This window comes from Pseudomonas sp. FW306-02-D09B (genome assembly GCF_058782685.1).
The window spans coordinates 204,976-223,255 of sequence record NZ_JBYSXY010000005.1 but is presented as its reverse complement, the minus strand read 5'-3'; the positions used below and the strand labels follow the sequence as shown (position 1 = coordinate 223,255).

Sequence of the window (18,280 nt, the reverse complement as noted above, 5' to 3'; positions counted from 1 at the left end):
AATTTAGGTTGAGGCAAGCAGATGGCTATGACAGTCCATTGCGACATCGTCAGTGCGGAAGGGGAAATCTTCTCCGGTCTGGTCGAGATGGTGATTGCGCACGGTGAGCTGGGTGATCTTGGTATCGCTCTGGGTCACGCTCCGCTGATCACTAATCTGAAACCAGGTCCGATCCGCTTGATCAAGCAGGGCGGGGAAGCCGAGGTGTTTTACATCTCCGGTGGTTTCCTCGAGGTTCAGCCGAACATGGTCAAGGTGCTTGCCGACACTGTGCAACGTGCTGCCGACCTGGACGAAGCCTCCGCTCAGCTAGCCGTTCAGGCTGCTGAGAAGGCCTTGCATGAAAGAGGCGCCGAGTTCGACTACGGCTCCGCTGCCGCTCGTCTGGCCGAGGCGACAGCTCAGCTGCGCACCGTCCAGCAGATCCGCAAGAAGTTCGGCGGCTGATAAGCCTCCCGCTTGTTGTGTGATTGATTAAAAAGGGTAGCCTCGGCTACCCTTTTTCTTTTTCTGCAAATTACCTCTTGGTCGCAGCCGCTGACCTCCCAGGATTGGTTGCCAGTCATGTCTCTAGAAATCGTTATTCTCGCTGCCGGTCAAGGCACTCGCATGCGTTCGGCGCTGCCAAAGGTGCTTCACCCGGTGGCGGGCAATTCCATGCTTGGCCATGTTATCCACAGCGCCCGCCAACTTGATCCACAGCGCATTCACGTGGTGATCGGTCATGGTGCCGACGTGGTACGCGAGCGTCTGGCAGCAGATGACTTGAACTTCGTGTTGCAGGACCAGCAACTTGGCACAGGTCACGCCGTGGCCCAGGCCGTGCCGTTCATTACCGCCGATACCGTATTGATCCTTTATGGTGACGTGCCGCTGATCGAAGTCCCGACCCTGCAACGCCTGCTCAAGCTTGTGGCGCCGCTGCAGATGGGGCTGTTGACCGTCGAACTCGATGACCCGACGGGTTATGGCCGTATCGTGCGCAATGCTGATGGGCGCGTGACCGCTATCGTCGAGCACAAGGATGCCAGTGAAGCCGAGCGTATGATCACTGAAGGCAACACCGGCATTATGGCGGTGCCGGCCAGTCATCTGGGGGACTGGATGAGCCGGCTCTCCAACAACAATGTGCAGGGCGAGTATTACCTGACCGACGTGATTGCCATGGCAGTCAGCGACGGTCTGGTGGTGGACACCGAGCAGCCTCACGACGCGATGGAAGTGCAGGGCGCCAACGACCGCAAACAGCTCGCAGAGCTGGAGCGTCATTATCAGTTACGCGAAGGCCGTCGCCTGATGGCCCAGGGCGTGACGTTGCGCGATCCGGCGCGTTTTGATGTGCGCGGTGAAGTGACTGTCGGCCGTGATGTGCTGATCGACATCAACGTGATTCTCGAAGGTCGCGTGGTCATCGAAGACGACGTGGTCATTGGTCCGAACTGCGTGATCAAGGACAGCACCCTGCGCAAGGGCGTGGTCATCAAGGCCAACAGCCACATCGAAGGCGCGGTATTGGGCGAGGATAGCGATGCCGGTCCGTTCGCGCGCTTGCGTCCGGGTACTGTGCTGGAAGCCCGCGCGCATGTGGGTAACTTCGTCGAACTGAAGAATGCCCATCTGGGCGAAGGTGCCAAGGCCGGCCACCTGACCTATCTGGGAGATGCCGAAGTCGGCGCGCGGACCAACATTGGCGCCGGCACCATCACCTGCAACTATGATGGCGTCAACAAGTGGAAGACCGTCCTGGGTGAAGACGTATTCATTGGCTCCAACAACTCGTTGGTAGCGCCTGTGGATATCCTGGACGGCGCGACCACTGCGGCAGGTTCGACGATTACCTCGACTGTGGATAAGTCCCAGTTGGCCGTTGGTCGGGCTCGACAGAAGAATATCGATGGCTGGAAGCGTCCGGTGAAAGTCCAGAAGAGCTGAGTTATCCACAGATCGTTCGGGACGTGTATCTGTGGCGCTGGTGAGATAGCCATTGCGGGCAAGCCTTGCTCCTACAGACGGTGAGATCCGTAGGAGCAAGGCTTGCCCGCGATGCTTTTATCCACAGATCTTTTTTCGTGTGCCGGCTTGACGAGGTTTCGCCGATAGGTTTTGATTGCTTTCGTTATCTTTCGAATCGAAACTTACCAGCTCATGTCAAAGCGCAATACACCACAACGTCGCCATAATATCCTTGCCTTGCTGACTGAGCAGGGCGAAGTCAGTGTGGATGAATTGGCTAAGCGTTTTGAAACCTCGGAAGTTACAATTCGCAAAGATCTGGCGGCGCTTGAAAGCAATGGCTTGTTGTTACGCCGATACGGCGGCGCGATCACCATGCCCCAAGAGTTGGTCAATGACCCGAGCCAATCCGTTTCCCTGTACAAACAAGCCATTGCCCAAGCCGCGGTGGCGCGGATTCGTGAGCATGCGCGGATCATTATCGACAGTGGCAGCACCACGGCGGCAATGATTCCACAACTTGGCCAACAGCCGGGCCTGGTGGTCATGACCAATTCGTTGTACGTCGCCAATGCGTTGGGCGAACTTGAGCACGAGCCGGTGTTGTTGATGACCGGTGGAACCTGGGACCCGCATTCCGAGTCATTCCAGGGGCAGGTCGCCGAGCAGGTCCTGCGCTCGTACGATTTCGATCAGTTGTTCATCGGTGCCGATGGCATTGATCTGGTACGAGGTACCACGACCTTCAACGAATTGCTCGGTCTGAGCCGGGTGATGGCCGATGTGGCCCGTGAAGTGATCGTGATGGTCGAATCCGACAAGATCGGCCGCAAGATTCCAAACCTGGAACTGCCATGGAGCAGCATCCATACCCTTATTACCGATGATCGCCTGCCGCAAGAGGCTCGCGATCAGATTCAGGCCCGCGGCATTAACGTGATATGCGCGGCAATCAGCCAGGAGAAATAGCATGTGTGGAATTGTCGGTGCAGTCGCGGAACGTAATATCACCGCTATTTTGCTCGAAGGTCTGAAGCGCCTCGAATACCGCGGCTACGACAGCGCCGGTGTGGCGGTTTACACCAACGGGGAAAAACTCGAGCGCATGCGTCGCCCGGGCAAGGTCAGCGAACTGGAACAGGCCCTGGCGCAAGAGCCGCTGGTTGGCCGTCTCGGCATTGCCCACACCCGTTGGGCGACTCACGGTGCGCCGTGCGAGCGTAACGCTCACCCGCATTTCTCCGGCGATCTGGCGGTGGTGCACAACGGCATCATCGAAAACCATGAAGCCCTGCGTGAGCAGCTCAAGGCACTGGGTTACGTGTTCACCTCGGACACCGATACTGAAGTCATTGCCCACCTGCTGAACCACAAACTCAAAGACCTCCCCGACCTGACCGTTGCCCTCAAGGCCACCGTCAAGGAGTTGCACGGCGCTTACGGCCTGGCCGTTATCAGCGCGCAGCAACCGGATCGTCTGGTCGCCGCTCGCAGTGGTAGCCCGTTGGTGATCGGCCTGGGTCTGGGCGAGAACTTTCTCGCCTCCGACCAACTGGCACTGCGTCAGGTCACTGACCGTTTCATGTACCTGGAAGAAGGCGACATCGCCGAGATCCGCCGTGACAGTGTGCAGATCTGGGATATCGACGGCAATGTTGTCGAGCGTGACGCGGTGCAGTACCGCGATAACACCGAATCTGCCGAGAAGGGCGAGTTCCGTCACTACATGCTCAAGGAGATCCACGAGCAACCGTCGGTAGTGCAACGCACTCTTGAAGGCCGTCTTGGCCCGAATCAGGTGTTGGTCCAAGCGTTCGGCCCACAAGCCGCCGCGCTGTTTGCCAAGGTCCGCAATGTGCAGATCGTCGCCTGCGGCACCAGCTATCACGCCGGTATGGTCGCGCGTTACTGGCTGGAAGAACTGGCCGGGATTCCGTGCCAGGTCGAAGTCGCCAGCGAATTCCGCTATCGCAAAGTGGTCGTGCAGCCAGATTCGTTGTTCGTGACCATCTCTCAGTCCGGTGAAACGGCTGACACCCTGGCGGCACTGCGCAATGCAAAAGAGTTGGGTTTCCTTGCCAGCCTGGCGATCTGCAACGTCGGCATCAGTTCCCTGGTGCGTGAGTCCGACCTGACGCTACTGACCCAGGCCGGTCGCGAAATCGGTGTGGCGTCGACCAAAGCGTTCACCACTCAGTTGGTGGGGCTGCTGCTGTTAACCCTGTCTCTGGGTCAGGTGCGTGGCACCTTGTCCAAAGACGTGGAGGCCGAACTGGTGGAAGAACTGCGTCGCTTGCCGGCTCGCCTGGGCGAAGCGCTGGCGATGGACAGCACCGTCGAAAAAGTCGCCGAGCTGTTCGCCGACAAGCACCACACGCTGTTCCTAGGTCGTGGTGCACAGTACCCGGTGGCGATGGAAGGCTCGCTGAAGCTCAAGGAAATCTCCTACATCCACGCTGAAGCCTACCCGGCTGGTGAACTCAAGCACGGCCCGTTGGCGCTGGTCGACGACGACATGCCAGTAGTGACGGTGGCACCGAACAACGAACTGTTGGAGAAGTTGAAATCCAACCTGCAGGAAGTTCGCGCCCGTGGTGGTCAGCTGATTGTGTTTGCTGACGAAAAAGCCGGCATGAGCAATGGCGAAGGCACGCATGTGGTCAACATGCCGCACATCCACGACATCCTGTCGCCGATCCTCTACACCATTCCGCTGCAACTGCTCTCGTACTACGTCGCTGTGCTTAAAGGTACTGACGTCGACCAACCGCGTAACCTGGCAAAATCGGTGACGGTGGAGTAAGTCATTGCGGCGATCAGGAGCTCGTGGTTTTCAATAAATCACACTGACATAGAATAATTAACGTCTGACACAGTAGTCATTAAGTACGACACAATGAAAACCCTTTAAATAAAAAGGGTTTTCATTTTTTTGGTCTCGCCGCTCATCAGGTTTCCGTCGCGCTGAGTACGATGTAATACTTTTCCGAAAACGTCATAGACATTCGAGAACAGTTCCCACACTTTTCCGTGTCTGCACTTGAGGTAATCGTCTCTCCTTGGCTGACTAAGCTCCTTCGTTTTTATAAATACCCGCTGTCTCCTCAACAACTAACAAGCGCTCACACCATGGATGGAATCGATATGCTGGCTGGGGTCTTTTTCGTGGGTTCTAGTGGTCTGTGCGCTGCGCGCCGAGTGGGTTATCCACCGCGGTGCCCTGAGCAAGACCTCGCCGAATTCCGGTTTTTCCTCCCTGCGCAGTAACAACTTCGGTGCCGATGTCTGTCGGCCTTCCGTCCTTCATTGCTGAATTCAAGGTCGAATATTTAATGAAGTCACCGTTTTCATCGCCCGCATTGCTTCCCCTCAAGATCATCGCCACCGGCGTGGCGCTACCGCCCAATCGCGTCGATTCGGTCGACCTTGATCGGTTGTTGAACAAGCCCGCGGGCTATGTCGAGAAGCGTTCGGGCATTATCTATCGCTATCATGCCTCGGATGATGCCTGCCAGGCAGAGCTGGCGGCAGCCGCTCTTCACGACGCCCTGGACCGCCAGGGTATCGACTCCGCATCAATCGACTTGCTGATCTCGGCTTCGGCGATTTCCGTGCAGGCATTGCCGTGCACGGCGGTGCACATCCTAAAGGTCTCCCAGCTGGCGCCCGGCACCCCCGGTTTCGACATCAATAGCAGCTGTGTGAGCTTTATCTCGGCGCTACAGGTCGCCGCAGGGCTGTTAAATGCCGGCACCTACCGACGCATCGCGATCGTGTCGGCCGACCTGGCGTCACGCGGGATCGACTGGGACGATGAAGAATCCTCACTGATTTTCGGCGACGGTGCAGCGTGCGCCATCGTTGAACGGGGCGATGGCACCAGTGGGATCCTCGCCAGCCTGGTTGAAACGCACCCCCAAAGCAGCGGACTCTGTGAGATACGGGCGGGCGGCACACGACGCAATCCGCGCGCGGGGATGACCGACCGCGACTTCCTGTTCCAGATGCGCGGCAAGCAATTGTTCAGGCAAGCCTCGGCGTTGATCGAGGACTACCTGGCTCGTCTGTTGGGGGCGAGCGGGTTGACCCTGGAACAAATCGCCACGGTGGTGCCGCATCAGGCCAGCCATCTGTCGCTGGAGCATATGCGTCGACGCCTGAATGTCTCTTCCAGCGTGTTGGTGGATATCTACCGCTATCACGGCAACCAGGTGGCCGCATCGATCCCCACGGCATTGCACGCGGCGGTCACCAGTGGACGGTTTAATCGCGCCGAGCCGGCTATGCTCATCGGCACAGCGGCTGGTTTATCCTTGGCCGGCATGGTCCTGCTGCCATGAAGGTACTGCTGACCGGCGCCACCAGCGGGCTTGGGCGAAATGCAGCACAGTGGCTGCTCGACGCCGGTCATGCGGTGCATGCCACCGGTCGCGACACCCAGGTTGGTAACGCCCTGCGTGAGCTGGGCGCCGACTTTACGGCGTTGGATTTAACCCATGCAAGCCTTGAGCAATGCCAGCCATTGATGAGCGGGTGTGATGCGGTCTGGCACTGCGCCGCGAAGTCTTCGCCGTGGGGTCGCCGGGAAGATTTCTACCAGGCGAACGTGGTTGCCACGCAAAAACTGGCTGAGTCAGCGGGGCGTGCCGGTGTTCGGCGTTTTGTTCATATCTCCACGCCCTCGATCTACTTTGATTTCCAGCATCATCAAGATATTGTCGAAAGCTACCGCGCCCCACGGTTTGCCAACCATTACGCCGCCAGCAAGTACGCGGCGGAGCAGGCCATCCAGGCGCTGGTGCCGCGCTATCCGGACACCACCTACGTAATCTTGCGGCCCCGTGGCCTGTTCGGCCCACATGATCGGGTGATCCTGCCCAGGGTGCTGAGCCGGCTTGAGCACGATCGCGGCGTGTTGCGCCTTCCCGGCGGCGGCAAAGCGCTGTTGGACCTGACCTTTGTGCTCAACGTGGTGCACGCCATGGACCTGGCGAGCCGAAACAACCCTTTGCCTTCCGGGGCGGCCTACAACATCACCAACCATCAGCCGATGCGCTTGGCTGACATGCTGCATCTTTTGCTCCATGGACAGTTGGGCCTGCGCTATCAGTTGCAGGCGATTCCCTACCCGCTCTTGCACGCACTGGCCGGCGGGCTGGAGCTACTGAGCTGCGCTACGGGCAAAGAGCCGCAACTGACGCGCTACAGCGTCGCCGCGTTGAATTTCGATATGACACTCAGCCAGGTGCGCGCCACTGAGGAACTGGGGTACTCGCCACGCTACACGATGGAGCAGGGGATCGAGCAAACAGGTGCCTGGTTCAGGCAACAGGGGGCGGCGGCTCATGGCTAAAGTCACCCAATTCGAGGTGGGCTACTGCACCCATATCGCCTGCATGGCACAACGCGGGGCCGGTCTGCGCGTGTGTAAGTTCCCGGCCCGGGCTTATCTGCTGGAGGTAGGCAGTCGTCGCTGGCTATGGGATACCGGCTACTCGACGCATTTCCAGGAGCAGACGCAGTCCGGCCTCTTTCGTGTGTACCGTCAGGTCACTCCGGTGTACTTCGACCCACGCGAGTCATTGCTCGAGCAACTGCGCAGCGCAGGCTTGGCGGGCAATGACATCGAGGGGCTGATCCTTTCGCATTTTCATGCCGACCATATTGCCGGGCTGCGCGATTTCAGCCAGCCCAATTTCATCTGCTCGGGCCAGGGTTGGCAACAAACCCGGACACTGCGTGGGTTTGCGGCGCTGAAGCAGGCCTTCATTCCCGGCTTGATCCCGGAGAGTTTTGAAGCACGACTGCAGTTTATGGAGAGTTTTGCACGGGTGGGCTTGTCTGAGCAGTTGGCGCCTTTCGATCACGGCTTTGAACTGCCGGGAAGTGAAGGGCAGATCTTCCTGGTGCCTTTGCCAGGCCATGCGGCGGGGCATATCGGCGCATTCATTCTCACCGACGAAGGCTGGACGTTGTTGGCCAGTGACGCCGGATGGTCTGCCCAGAGCTATCAAACCTTGCGCGGACCCTCGGTATTGGCCAATTTGCTGATGGATGATTCCCGCGTCTATTACGACACGCTCCGCCGACTGAACCAGCTGTGGGCGGCCGGTCATGTCGACATCCGTCTGTGTCATGAGGGCGACCTATGATTCCGGTGAAGACCCTCTGGCACTACTTTCGTACCCAGCGTTTGAGCTTCACCGATCGCGCGGTGCTGCAAGCCTATCAGGCAAAACAGCTGAAGCGCTTCGCTCGACGGGTCCTTGCACAGAGTCCCTATTTTCGCCCTTACAGCACGCTGTCGGTGACCGAGTGGCCGCTGATGGATAAGGCGCTGATGATGGCGCAGTTCGACCAGATGAACACCGCCCAATTGCAGCGCGATCAGTTACTGGCGTGTGCCCGACGCAGCGAAACCGAACGCGACTTCACCCCCACGGTCGGCGCCTACAGTGTTGGGTTGTCGTCTGGCACGTCGGGGCAGCGCGGTGTGTTTGTCGTCAGTGAGCGGGAGCAACAGGTCTGGGCCGGTGGCATGCTGGCAAAGATGCTGCCCGAAGGTATTTTTGCCGGTGAACGCGTCGCGCTGTTTTTACGTGCGGACAACAACCTCTACCACAGCGTGAACAACCGCTGGCTGAGCCTGGAGTTCTACGATCTGTTTGCGCCTTTCCCGGCGCAACTGCCGCGCTTGCAGCAGCAGGCACCGACGATCATTGTCGCGCCGGCCCAGGTGTTGAGGGCGCTTGCGCTCGCGGTCCTCGATCAGCAACTGGCCCTCAACGTCAAGAAAGTGATCTCGGTAGCCGAAGTCCTGGACATGCATGATCGACGGATACTGGAGCAGGTGTTTCCTGACATCGGTGAGGTGTATCAGGCCACCGAGGGTTTTCTGGCAGCTTCATGTTCCCATGGCACGCTGCATTTGAATGAAGAGTTTCTCTACATCGAGCCACAGTGGATCGATGAGCATCGCTTTACGCCGTTGATCACCGATTTCACCCGTAGCACACAACCCATCGTGCGCTACCGGCTCGATGATGTACTGGTCAGGAAGGCCACCCCATGCCCGTGCGGGCAAGCGACCATGGCCATTGAACGGATAGAAGGTCGATGCGATGACCAGTTGTTGTTGCTCAATCGCCAGGGGACGCCGCAGGTGATATTTGCCGATCTGTGCACGCGGGCCATTGCCAACGCGTTGCCGCTGACCAGTGATTACCGGTTGATTCAACAGGCCGAACATCGTTTACAGCTCGTTGCCGACTGTTCACAACAGGAGTTGGCACAGTGTCACGCGCAACTCGTGGCAGTGTTCGAGCAACAGGGGATCGCCACCGAACCACTGGAGTGGCAACTGACGGTACAGACCGTGATGCCAGCGTTCGATCAGAAAAGACGACGAATCATTCGGCAGGTGAATCCATGATCAAGGCAATCTTTCCAAGGTTGTGGCACATGCTGCTGGGTTGGGGATCTGTGGGGGTTGTTTACAACCTCTCTGACCGTCTTCAAGACGCGGGGACTGTCATCTCGCCCTCATTGATTGATCGCCTGATCCCATTCAGCCCGCACGCCATTTGGTTGTACCTGTCGTTCTTCATCATGATTGCGTTGGCTTACCTGCTTGCCCCGCTTGATCGGGTTAAATGGTTGGCCAGGGCCATGCAACTGACTGCGATAGGGGCGGGGGTCGTTTATGTGTTGTGGCCGACGACCATGGTCTATCCGCTCGATCACGGCACCACCCTCAGTTCTGAAGTGTTGAGTGCATTAACACAGTTCGACTCAAAGCAAAATTGCTTACCGTCATTGCACATGGCACTGACGGTGCTGGCCGTATGGGCAGTTGGCGATGAAAGGCACAAAGTGAGAACGGTGTTGTTCATCCTATGGGCTGTGGCGATTGCCTTTTCGATCCTGCAGTTACGCCGACACCTGTTGATTGACCTGGTCAGCGGTACGTTGTTGGCACTGGTGGCTGGATGGCTGGTGCGGTGTGTTGGTTTGATTCGCTATCGTGCGGTCAGAGGAGTGGCGTGATGATTGATCTGGCGTTCCCCATCCTGTTCATGTTGCTGGTGGTGATTGGCGAGATGCTGGTCGTGCAGTGGCGCCAGCGTGACGTGGTCAACTGGCATGACGTGATGTTCAACCTGAACTCCGGCCATCTCATGCTGTGGTTGTTCCGTGGACTGGAAATCACCTGTTACGGCTATGTCACCAGCCACTTCAGCCTCTCGCTGTTTGAGTCATGGCCACCGGTACTGACTTGGGTATTTGCACTGTTTGCCTGGGACTTCGGTTTTTATTGGTTGCACCGGGCACACCACTACTTGCGTGTGCTGTGGGCGGTGCATGTGGTTCATCATCAGGGCGAGCATTTCAATCTGTCATTGGGGGTACGCAACTCTTGGTACTCGTCACTGACCTCCATCCCATTCTTTATGCTGTTGGCTGTGCTGGGCGTACCGTTGTCGGTGTTTGTCACGGTGTCCATCCTGCATTACACAATTCAACTGTTTAATCACAGTGCATTGACGCCCAGGTTGGGAGTCCTGGAGTCGGTGTTCGTCACGCCTGCCCACCATCGGGTACATCACGTCAAAGATATGGCCTACTCGAACAAGAACTTTGGCGGCAGTTTCATCTTCTGGGACAAACTGTTCGGCACGTTTTGTCCCAGCCTGCCGCAAGCGCCGTTCGACTATGGCGTGGGTGGCGCCAAACCGTCTGCGAACCCATTCTGGGCGAGCAATCTGCCGTTGTTGCGTTACATGCGCATGCCGGTGAGCGTGTCCGATGAAGGGGGACGCTGGCGTTGCTCGAACCTGACCGTTTTCAGTGGTGCGCTGCTGGTGTTTGTCGGGGTGATTGCCTATGTCTATGAATATGGCTACGGCTACACCAACGTTCATTGGCCGCAAGTCGCGCTGTTCACCTTGTTGGCGCTGGGACCGGTGGCGCTGGCGGGCATGGTGCAAGGGCGCGCCTGGAGCGTAATGGGGTGGCTGGCAATTTCATTGGGGCTGCCAATGCTGTTTCTCGGGCTGCTGAGGTGGTCACAGGGGTATTGGCAGGTCGTGCTTGTCTCGCTTGGGGTGCACGGAGTAGCGGTGCTGTGGTCTTGCACCCGGCGGCGATCCGACGCTGCGCCTGCGGTGGAGCAATCTCATGGCTGAGTCGCTCAGGCCCCTGGTTTTTCCCGCCGATGGCGAGCAGGCCTTTCATCAAGCACTCAAGCGCGCGGCTCGCGCCTATCTGGCAGATGACCACCGTTATGCCGATGGTTGGCTGCTCGCCAGGGCCTTGGTGTTGCTGGTGTTGTGCGCGGGGTTCTACGCCGTGAGCCTGATGCAGCACAACGCGTGGGCGTTTGTCGGTTGCTACTTCCTGTTTGTGATGATGGGAATGCTGTTAAACGTGGTGGTCAATCATGACGCCTCTCACAACGTCTTCTTCCGTGCACCTTGGGCCAACCGCCTGGTAGGGCGCTTGGTCACGCTGCCGTTGGGTGTGGATCCGGATTACTGGCGGGTGCGCCATGTCGATTTTCACCACGTCTACGCCAACGTCGAACATTACGACCTGGATACGGAAGAGAACGGCATCTTCCGACAGACTCCGTTCCAGCGTTGGCGTGCACACATGCGCTATCAACACCTTTACTGGCCGGTGATCGCCGCGTTGTCGCTGCCCTATGTCGCCTGGATATTTGACTGGTCGGATCGATTAGGAAAAACGCCACTCAAGTCAAAAGACGTGTTGCCGGGCCGCTGGGGCTGGACGCTGTTTGTCGTCAGCAAGGTTACCCATTTGCTATTGGTGCTGGGGGTGCCGTTGGCTGTTTGTCAGCTCAATGGCATCAGTGGGTCGACGGTGCTGCTGGCGTATGCCGTGAGCCAGATGTGTGCGTCGTTGTTGGTGGTTTACTTGCTGCTTGGTACGCATTGGGCACAGGCGCAGTTTTATCGTGCGCCTGATACGGCGGTGATGCCCCATGGCTGGTATCGACATAATTTCTCTACGGCTTGCGACTGGCTGACCACGCCGCCCTGGCTGCGCCATTTCACCGGTGGGCTGAATTACCATTTGACCCATCATCTGTTCCCCGGTTGGAGTCATCGTCATTACCCCGCGCTGGCGGCGATCATTGAACAGTTGGCGGTGCAACACGGCATGGACTATCGCTGTATTGGCTATCGCGAACTGCTGAGGCAACAGCAACAGTTCCTGCGCCAGATGGGGCAGGAGACGTCCATGGACAAGGTGCCCCAATAATGAAACCGCTAGCATTCCAGCGCGATGACGCTGATGTGCATAAAGCACTGATGCAGGCGGCCAGCGACTATCTGGCGGCGCACCATGATCATCGTTTCGCCGATACCTGGATGATCGCCAAGCTACTGGTGCTGGTGCTGCTATGTGCCGGGTTTTACGGCATGAGCCTGGAGCAATCCACAGGGTGGGCTTACTGCGGTTATTACTTCGGCTTCATATTTACGGCCATGTTTATCACGGTCAACGTGGTCCATGATGCGTCCCATAATGCGTTTTTCAAACGACGCAGGGCCAATCGCTGGCTCAATTGCCTGGTCAGCATACCGCTGGGTCTTGATCCTGATTGTTGGCGAGTGCGGCACGTTATTTTTCATCACGGGCACAATAATGTTGAGGGCTACGACCTCGATATTGAGCCCAATGGTGTTCTACGCCAGACCCCATTCCAGCGCTGGAAGCCCTTTATGCGGGTGCAGCGCTTTTACTGGCCACTGGTTGCGGCCATGACCTTCCCTTATTACATTTTTCTGTTCGACTGGTTGGACCGGGCGGGGCAAACGCCGGTGACCAGGCGAATGGCGCAACACGGCGTGCGCGGCTGGAGTGTGTTTGTGTTTGGCAAAGGCACGCACCTGGTATTGGCGCTGTTGATCCCGCTCCGGGTTTTACCAGCGACCATCAGCGCGCTCGACATCGTGCTGGTTTACCTGGGCAGTCAAATGCTCTCCTCGTTGCTGTTCGTGATGCTGATCATCGGTACTCATTGGGCGAAGGCGAAGTTTTACCAGGCGCCGGAAAGTGGCGTATTACCCCACGGCCGGTATCGCCATGTGTTTTCTACCACCATTGACTGGCAGACAACGCCGCGCTGGCTGGGGTATTGGCTCGGCGGGGCCAACCTGCACCTGACACACCATCTGTTCCCGCACTGGAGCCACCGGCATTATCCGGCCTTAAGCCAGCTCATCAGCGAGGTTGCTCCACGTTTCGGCCTTGAGTACCAGCGTATCGGGCCCAGTGAAATGCTGAGGCTCCAACAGCGGTTCCTCAGTGCGATGGGCGCGAACAAAGGGGCGGATGTTTAAACGTGAAGGACCTTCAGCCTTCACTCCTGTTATTACCGTGAGGAACAACGCTCCATGCCTAGCATTATCACCCATGCTGTCGTGCCCCTTATTGTTGGAGCGGCGATGGGGCGGCGCCACATCAGCGCCAGGTTATTGATCATGGGCGCGGTGCTGGCCGCGCTACCTGATGCCGACGTGATTTCATTCAAACTGGGCATTGCCTATACCGACACCTGGGGGCATCGCGGTGCAGCCCATTCGATAGCCTTTGCCTTGGTCATTAGCTGTCTGGCGAGTGTGTTTTATAAGTCACTGCATACGAGTCTTGGGCGCTGCATCAGCTTTCTCTTCCTGGCGGCCGTGTCTCATCCATTACTGGACGCTTGCACCGATGGTGGCCTCGGGGTTGCCTTGTTCTGGCCCTTCAGTGAGCTACGGTGGTTCATGCCGTTCAGGCCGATCGAAGTGTCCCCCATCGGTTTGACGCAGTTTCTGAGTCTGCGCGGCTGGGCAGTGCTGCAGTCTGAGATTTTATGGGTGTGGTTGCCCGCGCTGGGGCTGGCCGCTGTTCTCCTTGCTGGCCGATGGATATGGCCTGCCAAGTACAGCGGAGCGCTCGCTACCGACATGATCCCCCGCCAGGGGAGGGGCAGTCAGAAATGAATCTCAGCGGATTTGATGCCGATCTCCCGAAGCTCATGGATCAGGTCATCCAGCTGTCGAAATGACTCGATTTCTTCATTGTCATTGATCAGAAAATAACTGCTCCCCACCTCTTTTTTAAACAGGATGATCCACTCGTGCGTGTTGGCCGGGTTGACTATCACGTGCGTGTCGAAGTGCATGCCTTCACCGTGTTTGGTTTTGACGTCTTCGCGTTTCATGTGGATCTCCGAGCGTGGACTCATTTTGTCCACAAACATGATTCTGGATCATTCAACACTGGTTTTTTCAGCGTCGCGGATGCTGTGCAAAGGGTATTTCAGTGGCTTTACTATTATCACCTCATGTAAATAGTATGCACATGCCACCAGAGAGGGCCAGTCATGATTGCGATACGAGAAGCCTGGAAAGCGGGCCTGTTGAGGCCCGAACACTGGCTTCGAAATATCGTCTCCGGGGTCATCGTCGGTGTTGTGGCGCTGCCCTTGGCCATGGCGTTTGCCATCGCCTCAGGCGTAAAGCCGGAGCAAGGAATTTACACAGCCATTGTCAGCGGTCTCCTGGTTTCTCTTTTCGGAGGGAGCCGTCTTCAGATCGCAGGTCCGACAGGGGCATTCGTCGTCATTTTGTCTGGAGTGACCGCCAAATACGGCGTTGATGGCTTGCAGATCGCAACAATTATGGCCGGGGCGATTTTGTTATTGCTCGGTATCACCAAGCTTGGCGCCATCATCAAGTTCATTCCCGACCCGGTGATTGTTGGGTTCACCGCGGGCATTGGGGTGATCATCTGGGTCGGGCAGTGGAAAGATTTCTTCGGTTTGCCGAAAATCAGCGGTGAGCATTTCCATGAGCGACTCTGGCACCTGGTTCAGGCTCTCCCCAGCTTTCATGTAGCGACGACACTGTTAGCACTCTCGAGTCTGGTGCTGGTGATCACCGCCCCCAAAATACCGGGCATAAGACGTGTTCCTGGCCCTTTGATCGCCATGGTCGTCGTGACGGCGCTGCAGTCATTTTTTCAGTTCGCTGGCGTTGCAACGATCGGGAGTGCTTTCGGGGGGATTCCTCAAGGATTACCTGCGGTCGGCCTTCCCGCAATAACACTGCCTCAAGTGATTGAGTTGATTGGCCCGGCGTTCGCCATCGCGATGTTGGGCGCTATCGAGTCATTACTGTCTGCTGTTGTCGCCGACGGTATGGCCGGTACCAAGCATGACTCCAATCAGGAGTTAATCGGCCAAGGCATCGCTAACCTGGTCACCCCTTTGTTCGGTGGCTTTGCCGCGACAGGTGCAATTGCTCGAACCGCTACCAACATCCGCAATGGAGGTAACAGTCCCATCGCGGGTTTTGTACATGCGCTCACATTGATATTGCTGATTTTATTCCTGGCGCCGTTGGCTTCGAATATCCCGCTGTGTGCGTTGGCAGCGATCCTGTTCGTGGTCGCCTACAACATGAGCGAGTTGAAGCATTTTCAGCGCATGGTCAAGCGTGCCCCGAAAGCCGACGTGGCGATACTGCTCATCACCTTCAGCCTGACCGTTTTCAGCGATTTAGCGATCGCTGTGAACATTGGTGTCATTCTCGCGATGCTGCAATTCATGCGTCGGATGGCATCTTCTGTCGAAGTGCAGCAAATGGTCGAAAAAGAGCTTGAGGTTGAGTTACGGATCAATGGGCACGTTCGTCTGCCGCCTGGTGTTTTGGTGTACACCATTGAAGGGCCGCTTTTCTTTGGCGCAGCAGAAACCTTTGAGCGTGTTCTGGCCCAAACGCACACCGATCCGGGGACATTGATCATTCGTCTGAAGCGAGTGCCGTTCATGGACATAACGGGCTTGCAAACGCTGCTCGAAGTCATTGAGCACTTACGCAAGCGCAGCATTGTCGTAAAACTGTGCGAAGCCAACGAGAAGGTTCTTGGCAAGCTGGACAAAGCAGGAATACTCCAAGCGCTCGGTCCGGAGCATTATCATGCCGACTTCAGTGGTGCATTGGGCAGTTTCGAGATCGACAAGGCGCCACGCCTCGGCTGAGCGGTGCTTTAGTGGGCAGAGCGATAATCGGGTTCCCGATCTGCCGGCCGCATGGCGAGTGAACTACTTATCATTGACCGCTATTTTGCTTTTGGTCGAGTAGGACACGCCATGTGTCTCCAGGTAGTCTCGAATAAGCTGACGGACGACCTGTGAAGGCGTCAGGTCCTGAGATGCACAGAGCTCCTCAAGGGCTTTTTTCTTGACGGGATCAATGAGCACAGTCAGTCGTGCAGTCTTATTTTCCATGGAGTTGGCAGTACCCTGAGGCGTTCGATGATAATCAAATTCTAATGGCCGAGGCTTTGTTTGTCATCGTTCAGGTTCGTATGGTTTAGTTGGTTTGACTGTGATCAATGAGTAGTGCGAGCGCGTGAATCAGTGGTTTAAACGGATTAAGGTTTGAGTTGCAAGGCGGTGTAGTTCGGACGCTTACAAAGGGATGGCGGTTGTTTTACAGGCGGGACGAAAGCTTGCGCAATTCGGCCCGCCTGCTCACAGATTTATGCGAGTGCCAGTTGAATGACTTTGTAAATCACCATACCCATTGCCACCACCAGGTAGCCACGCAACACCCCCATCCAGATGCGGTTTCGTTGCGACAGTACCATCGGCTTCAGCTGTGCCAGTGGCGGCATCCGCCACGAGTACATCATTTGTTGGGTGAAGGTAACGGTGTTCTCGGGCAGCATCGCTTTGTCGACTTCTGCGCGAGCGTGCAGCACATTCACCGCAATGGCGATGACGAGCCCCACCAGGCCTCCACCGATGAGGATGTTGGTGATGGTTTCACCGGACATATCCGGGAAGGCCACCGCCGCGGTCAAAATGACCGACATCAGTACGAGCACTGCCACAATGACTGCAGTAATGAGATTGGTGAAGCGCTTGTTCGTCCATGGGCCCAGTACTTCCTTATCGTTGCACAGTAGCAACAGGAATACGGTGGCGCTTGGCAGCAGTACCCCCGCCAGTGTCTGTACCGCGTTGGTCAACAGGCCGAGCGGCACGCCCGGAATCAACACCAGCGCCGCAGCGAGGGCGATCAAGGCGCAGTACATCAGGTAAAAGCCTTTGGCATCACTTGGTTTACGGTGTAGCGAGTGTTTCAGGTTCAGGACATCACCCAGTGCGTAGGCGGTCGATAGCGACACCGCCATTGCACCGATGATGCTGGCGTCGATCAACGCGATGGCAAACAACACGCCCGGCAGACGTCCGTGATATTTGGCGATACCTGTGGCGATGGCGCCGGCATCGGTGAACTGGCCAAACTCAGGGTGACCGACAAAAACCTGCGCGGTGAAAGCGATCATTGCCACGGCACCAATCACCACCATTGCAATGCCCAGCCATAGATCGGCGCGTTCGTACTTGATGAAGCGCGGAGTGATGCGTTTGTCGATCACGTAGCTTTGCTGGAAGAACAGCTGCCATGGCGCCACGGTGGTACCCACGATGCCGATGATCAGCAACAACACTTCCGACAGCTTGCCGTCAGTCGGCAGTTGCGGGATGAAAAAGTCGTGAGCGACTTGTGCCATCGGTGGATGAATCATCACGAAAATCGGTACCAGCAGCAGGCTACCGATCACCAGGATCAACGCGAAGCGTTCGAAGCGCCGGAAGTCGCCGGTACAGGCGGCGAGCATGATGAACACCGCTGCTACACACACACCGGCCACCTTGGGCACACCGAGGAAATCCATCCCGAGGCTGATGCCAATGAACTCGGTAACAATGGTCAGCGCGTTGAGGATGAACAGGTCGATCGCACTGAACGCACCCCAGAACTTGCCGAAGCGTTCAATGATCAGTCGGGCGTGACCGACACCCGTCACGGCCCCCAGACGCAGCACCATTTCCTGATTGACGTACAGCACCGGAATCAACAGTGCCATGGTCCACAGCAGCATGGTCCCGTAGTTCTGGCCGGCCTGGCCGTAAGTGCTGAATGCGCCGGCGTCATTATCGCCGACCATCACGATCAACCCTGGGCCGAGGATGGCCATCAGTGTTTTGAAGCGCTGCCACCAACCCTTGCGCGGGGCGATGTCGTCATGACGGATGGTACCGAATGCTCCGCGGATGTCTCCGGCGTGGGCGCTGTCAAGAACAGCCGTTTCAATCTTCAAGTTGGACATAACGAATCTCTCCAAAAGCGTAACGCTGGATGCCGCTTTCGATTCCCGCCGGTCAGGTGCGCAGGTGCTTTCCCTCTGAAAACCACAGCCTGAAGCTGGATCAGAGTGGAAAATCAGGCGTCCTGGC

Annotated in this window: 17 protein-coding genes; 14 read left to right on the top strand and 3 right to left on the bottom strand. The window is 57.2% G+C overall.

Features of this window, described 5'->3' with window-relative positions:
• The first annotated feature begins 21 nt into the window (after positions 1 to 21).
• The 13 genes from AC3WK5_RS11225 to AC3WK5_RS11165 all read left to right on the top strand — a co-directional run bounded on the left by AC3WK5_RS11225 (position 22) and on the right by AC3WK5_RS11165 (position 13,967).
• On the top strand, positions 22 to 447 hold the full coding sequence (locus tag AC3WK5_RS11225) for a F0F1 ATP synthase subunit epsilon (protein WP_054594851.1): 426 nt from the start codon (positions 22 to 24) through the stop codon (positions 445 to 447).
• 117 nt (positions 448 to 564) lie between these two features.
• Positions 565 to 1,932, top strand: coding sequence for a bifunctional UDP-N-acetylglucosamine diphosphorylase/glucosamine-1-phosphate N-acetyltransferase GlmU (gene glmU, locus AC3WK5_RS11220; protein WP_103314860.1), 1,368 nt, complete (start codon positions 565 to 567; stop codon positions 1,930 to 1,932).
• Between the two features lie 213 nt (positions 1,933 to 2,145).
• Positions 2,146 to 2,922 carry a DeoR/GlpR family DNA-binding transcription regulator gene (locus AC3WK5_RS11215; protein WP_103314859.1) on the top strand — a complete coding sequence of 259 codons (777 nt, stop codon included), beginning with the start codon at positions 2,146 to 2,148 and terminating at the stop codon, positions 2,920 to 2,922.
• Between the two features lies 1 nt (position 2,923).
• Positions 2,924 to 4,756, top strand: coding sequence for a glutamine--fructose-6-phosphate transaminase (isomerizing) (glmS, locus tag AC3WK5_RS11210; protein WP_103314858.1), 1,833 nt, complete (start codon positions 2,924 to 2,926; stop codon positions 4,754 to 4,756).
• A 529-nt stretch (positions 4,757 to 5,285) separates the two neighbouring features.
• On the top strand, positions 5,286 to 6,293 hold the full coding sequence (locus AC3WK5_RS11205; protein WP_103314857.1) for a 3-oxoacyl-[acyl-carrier-protein] synthase III C-terminal domain-containing protein: 1,008 nt from the start codon (positions 5,286 to 5,288) through the stop codon (positions 6,291 to 6,293).
• Complete coding sequence (locus AC3WK5_RS11200; RefSeq protein WP_103314856.1) at positions 6,290 to 7,306, top strand: NAD-dependent epimerase/dehydratase family protein; 1,017 nt, start codon at positions 6,290 to 6,292, stop codon at positions 7,304 to 7,306. Before AC3WK5_RS11205 ends, AC3WK5_RS11200 begins: the two co-directional genes overlap by 4 nt.
• Entirely contained in the window at positions 7,299 to 8,105 is an 807-nt protein-coding gene (locus AC3WK5_RS11195) for an MBL fold metallo-hydrolase (protein ID WP_054594845.1), read from the top strand. The genes AC3WK5_RS11200 and AC3WK5_RS11195 overlap by 8 nt, the downstream gene beginning before the upstream one ends.
• Entirely contained in the window at positions 8,102 to 9,385 is a 1,284-nt protein-coding gene (locus AC3WK5_RS11190; protein ID WP_103314855.1) for a F390 synthetase-related protein, read from the top strand. Before AC3WK5_RS11195 ends, AC3WK5_RS11190 begins: the two co-directional genes overlap by 4 nt.
• Positions 9,382 to 9,999: a phosphatase PAP2 family protein gene (locus tag AC3WK5_RS11185; RefSeq protein ID WP_054594843.1), complete on the top strand. Its 618-nt coding sequence runs from the start codon at positions 9,382 to 9,384 to the stop codon at positions 9,997 to 9,999. The genes AC3WK5_RS11190 and AC3WK5_RS11185 overlap by 4 nt, the downstream gene beginning before the upstream one ends.
• A complete protein-coding gene (locus tag AC3WK5_RS11180; RefSeq protein WP_103314854.1) occupies positions 9,999 to 11,138 on the top strand; it encodes a sterol desaturase family protein in 1,140 nt (379 codons plus the stop codon). The genes AC3WK5_RS11185 and AC3WK5_RS11180 overlap by 1 nt, the downstream gene beginning before the upstream one ends.
• Complete coding sequence (locus tag AC3WK5_RS11175; RefSeq protein WP_103314853.1) at positions 11,131 to 12,237, top strand: fatty acid desaturase family protein; 1,107 nt, start codon at positions 11,131 to 11,133, stop codon at positions 12,235 to 12,237. The genes AC3WK5_RS11180 and AC3WK5_RS11175 overlap by 8 nt, the downstream gene beginning before the upstream one ends.
• A 50-nt stretch (positions 12,238 to 12,287) precedes the next feature.
• Positions 12,288 to 13,322, top strand: a complete 1,035-nt coding sequence (locus tag AC3WK5_RS11170) for a fatty acid desaturase family protein (RefSeq protein ID WP_256585108.1) — start codon at positions 12,288 to 12,290, stop codon at positions 13,320 to 13,322.
• A 54-nt stretch (positions 13,323 to 13,376) separates the two neighbouring features.
• Positions 13,377 to 13,967, top strand: coding sequence for a metal-dependent hydrolase (locus AC3WK5_RS11165; RefSeq protein ID WP_103314851.1), 591 nt, complete (start codon positions 13,377 to 13,379; stop codon positions 13,965 to 13,967).
• On the opposite strand, the gene AC3WK5_RS11160 is transcribed toward AC3WK5_RS11165, so the two are convergent.
• The gene (locus tag AC3WK5_RS11160) at positions 13,958 to 14,188 is read right to left on the bottom strand and encodes a hypothetical protein (protein WP_054598207.1); all 231 of its coding nucleotides are present in this window, start codon (positions 14,186 to 14,188) and stop codon (positions 13,958 to 13,960) included. The two genes, AC3WK5_RS11165 and AC3WK5_RS11160, sit on opposite strands and share 10 nt — an antisense overlap.
• 162 nt (positions 14,189 to 14,350) lie before the next feature.
• Here AC3WK5_RS11160 and AC3WK5_RS11155 point away from each other — a divergent pair, with 162 nt between their 5' ends.
• Positions 14,351 to 16,009 (top strand): SulP family inorganic anion transporter, encoded by a 1,659-nt coding sequence (locus AC3WK5_RS11155; protein WP_103314850.1) that lies wholly within the window; start codon positions 14,351 to 14,353, stop codon positions 16,007 to 16,009.
• Between the two features lie 63 nt (positions 16,010 to 16,072).
• Here the strand turns inward: AC3WK5_RS11155 and AC3WK5_RS11150 are convergent, their stop codons facing one another.
• A complete protein-coding gene (locus AC3WK5_RS11150; RefSeq protein ID WP_103314849.1) occupies positions 16,073 to 16,258 on the bottom strand; it encodes a ribbon-helix-helix protein, CopG family in 186 nt (61 codons plus the stop codon).
• Between the two features lie 254 nt (positions 16,259 to 16,512).
• Positions 16,513 to 18,153 carry an Nramp family divalent metal transporter gene (locus tag AC3WK5_RS11145; RefSeq protein WP_103314848.1) on the bottom strand — a complete coding sequence of 547 codons (1,641 nt, stop codon included), beginning with the start codon at positions 18,151 to 18,153 and terminating at the stop codon, positions 16,513 to 16,515.
• Between the last annotated feature and the right edge of the window lie 127 nt (positions 18,154 to 18,280).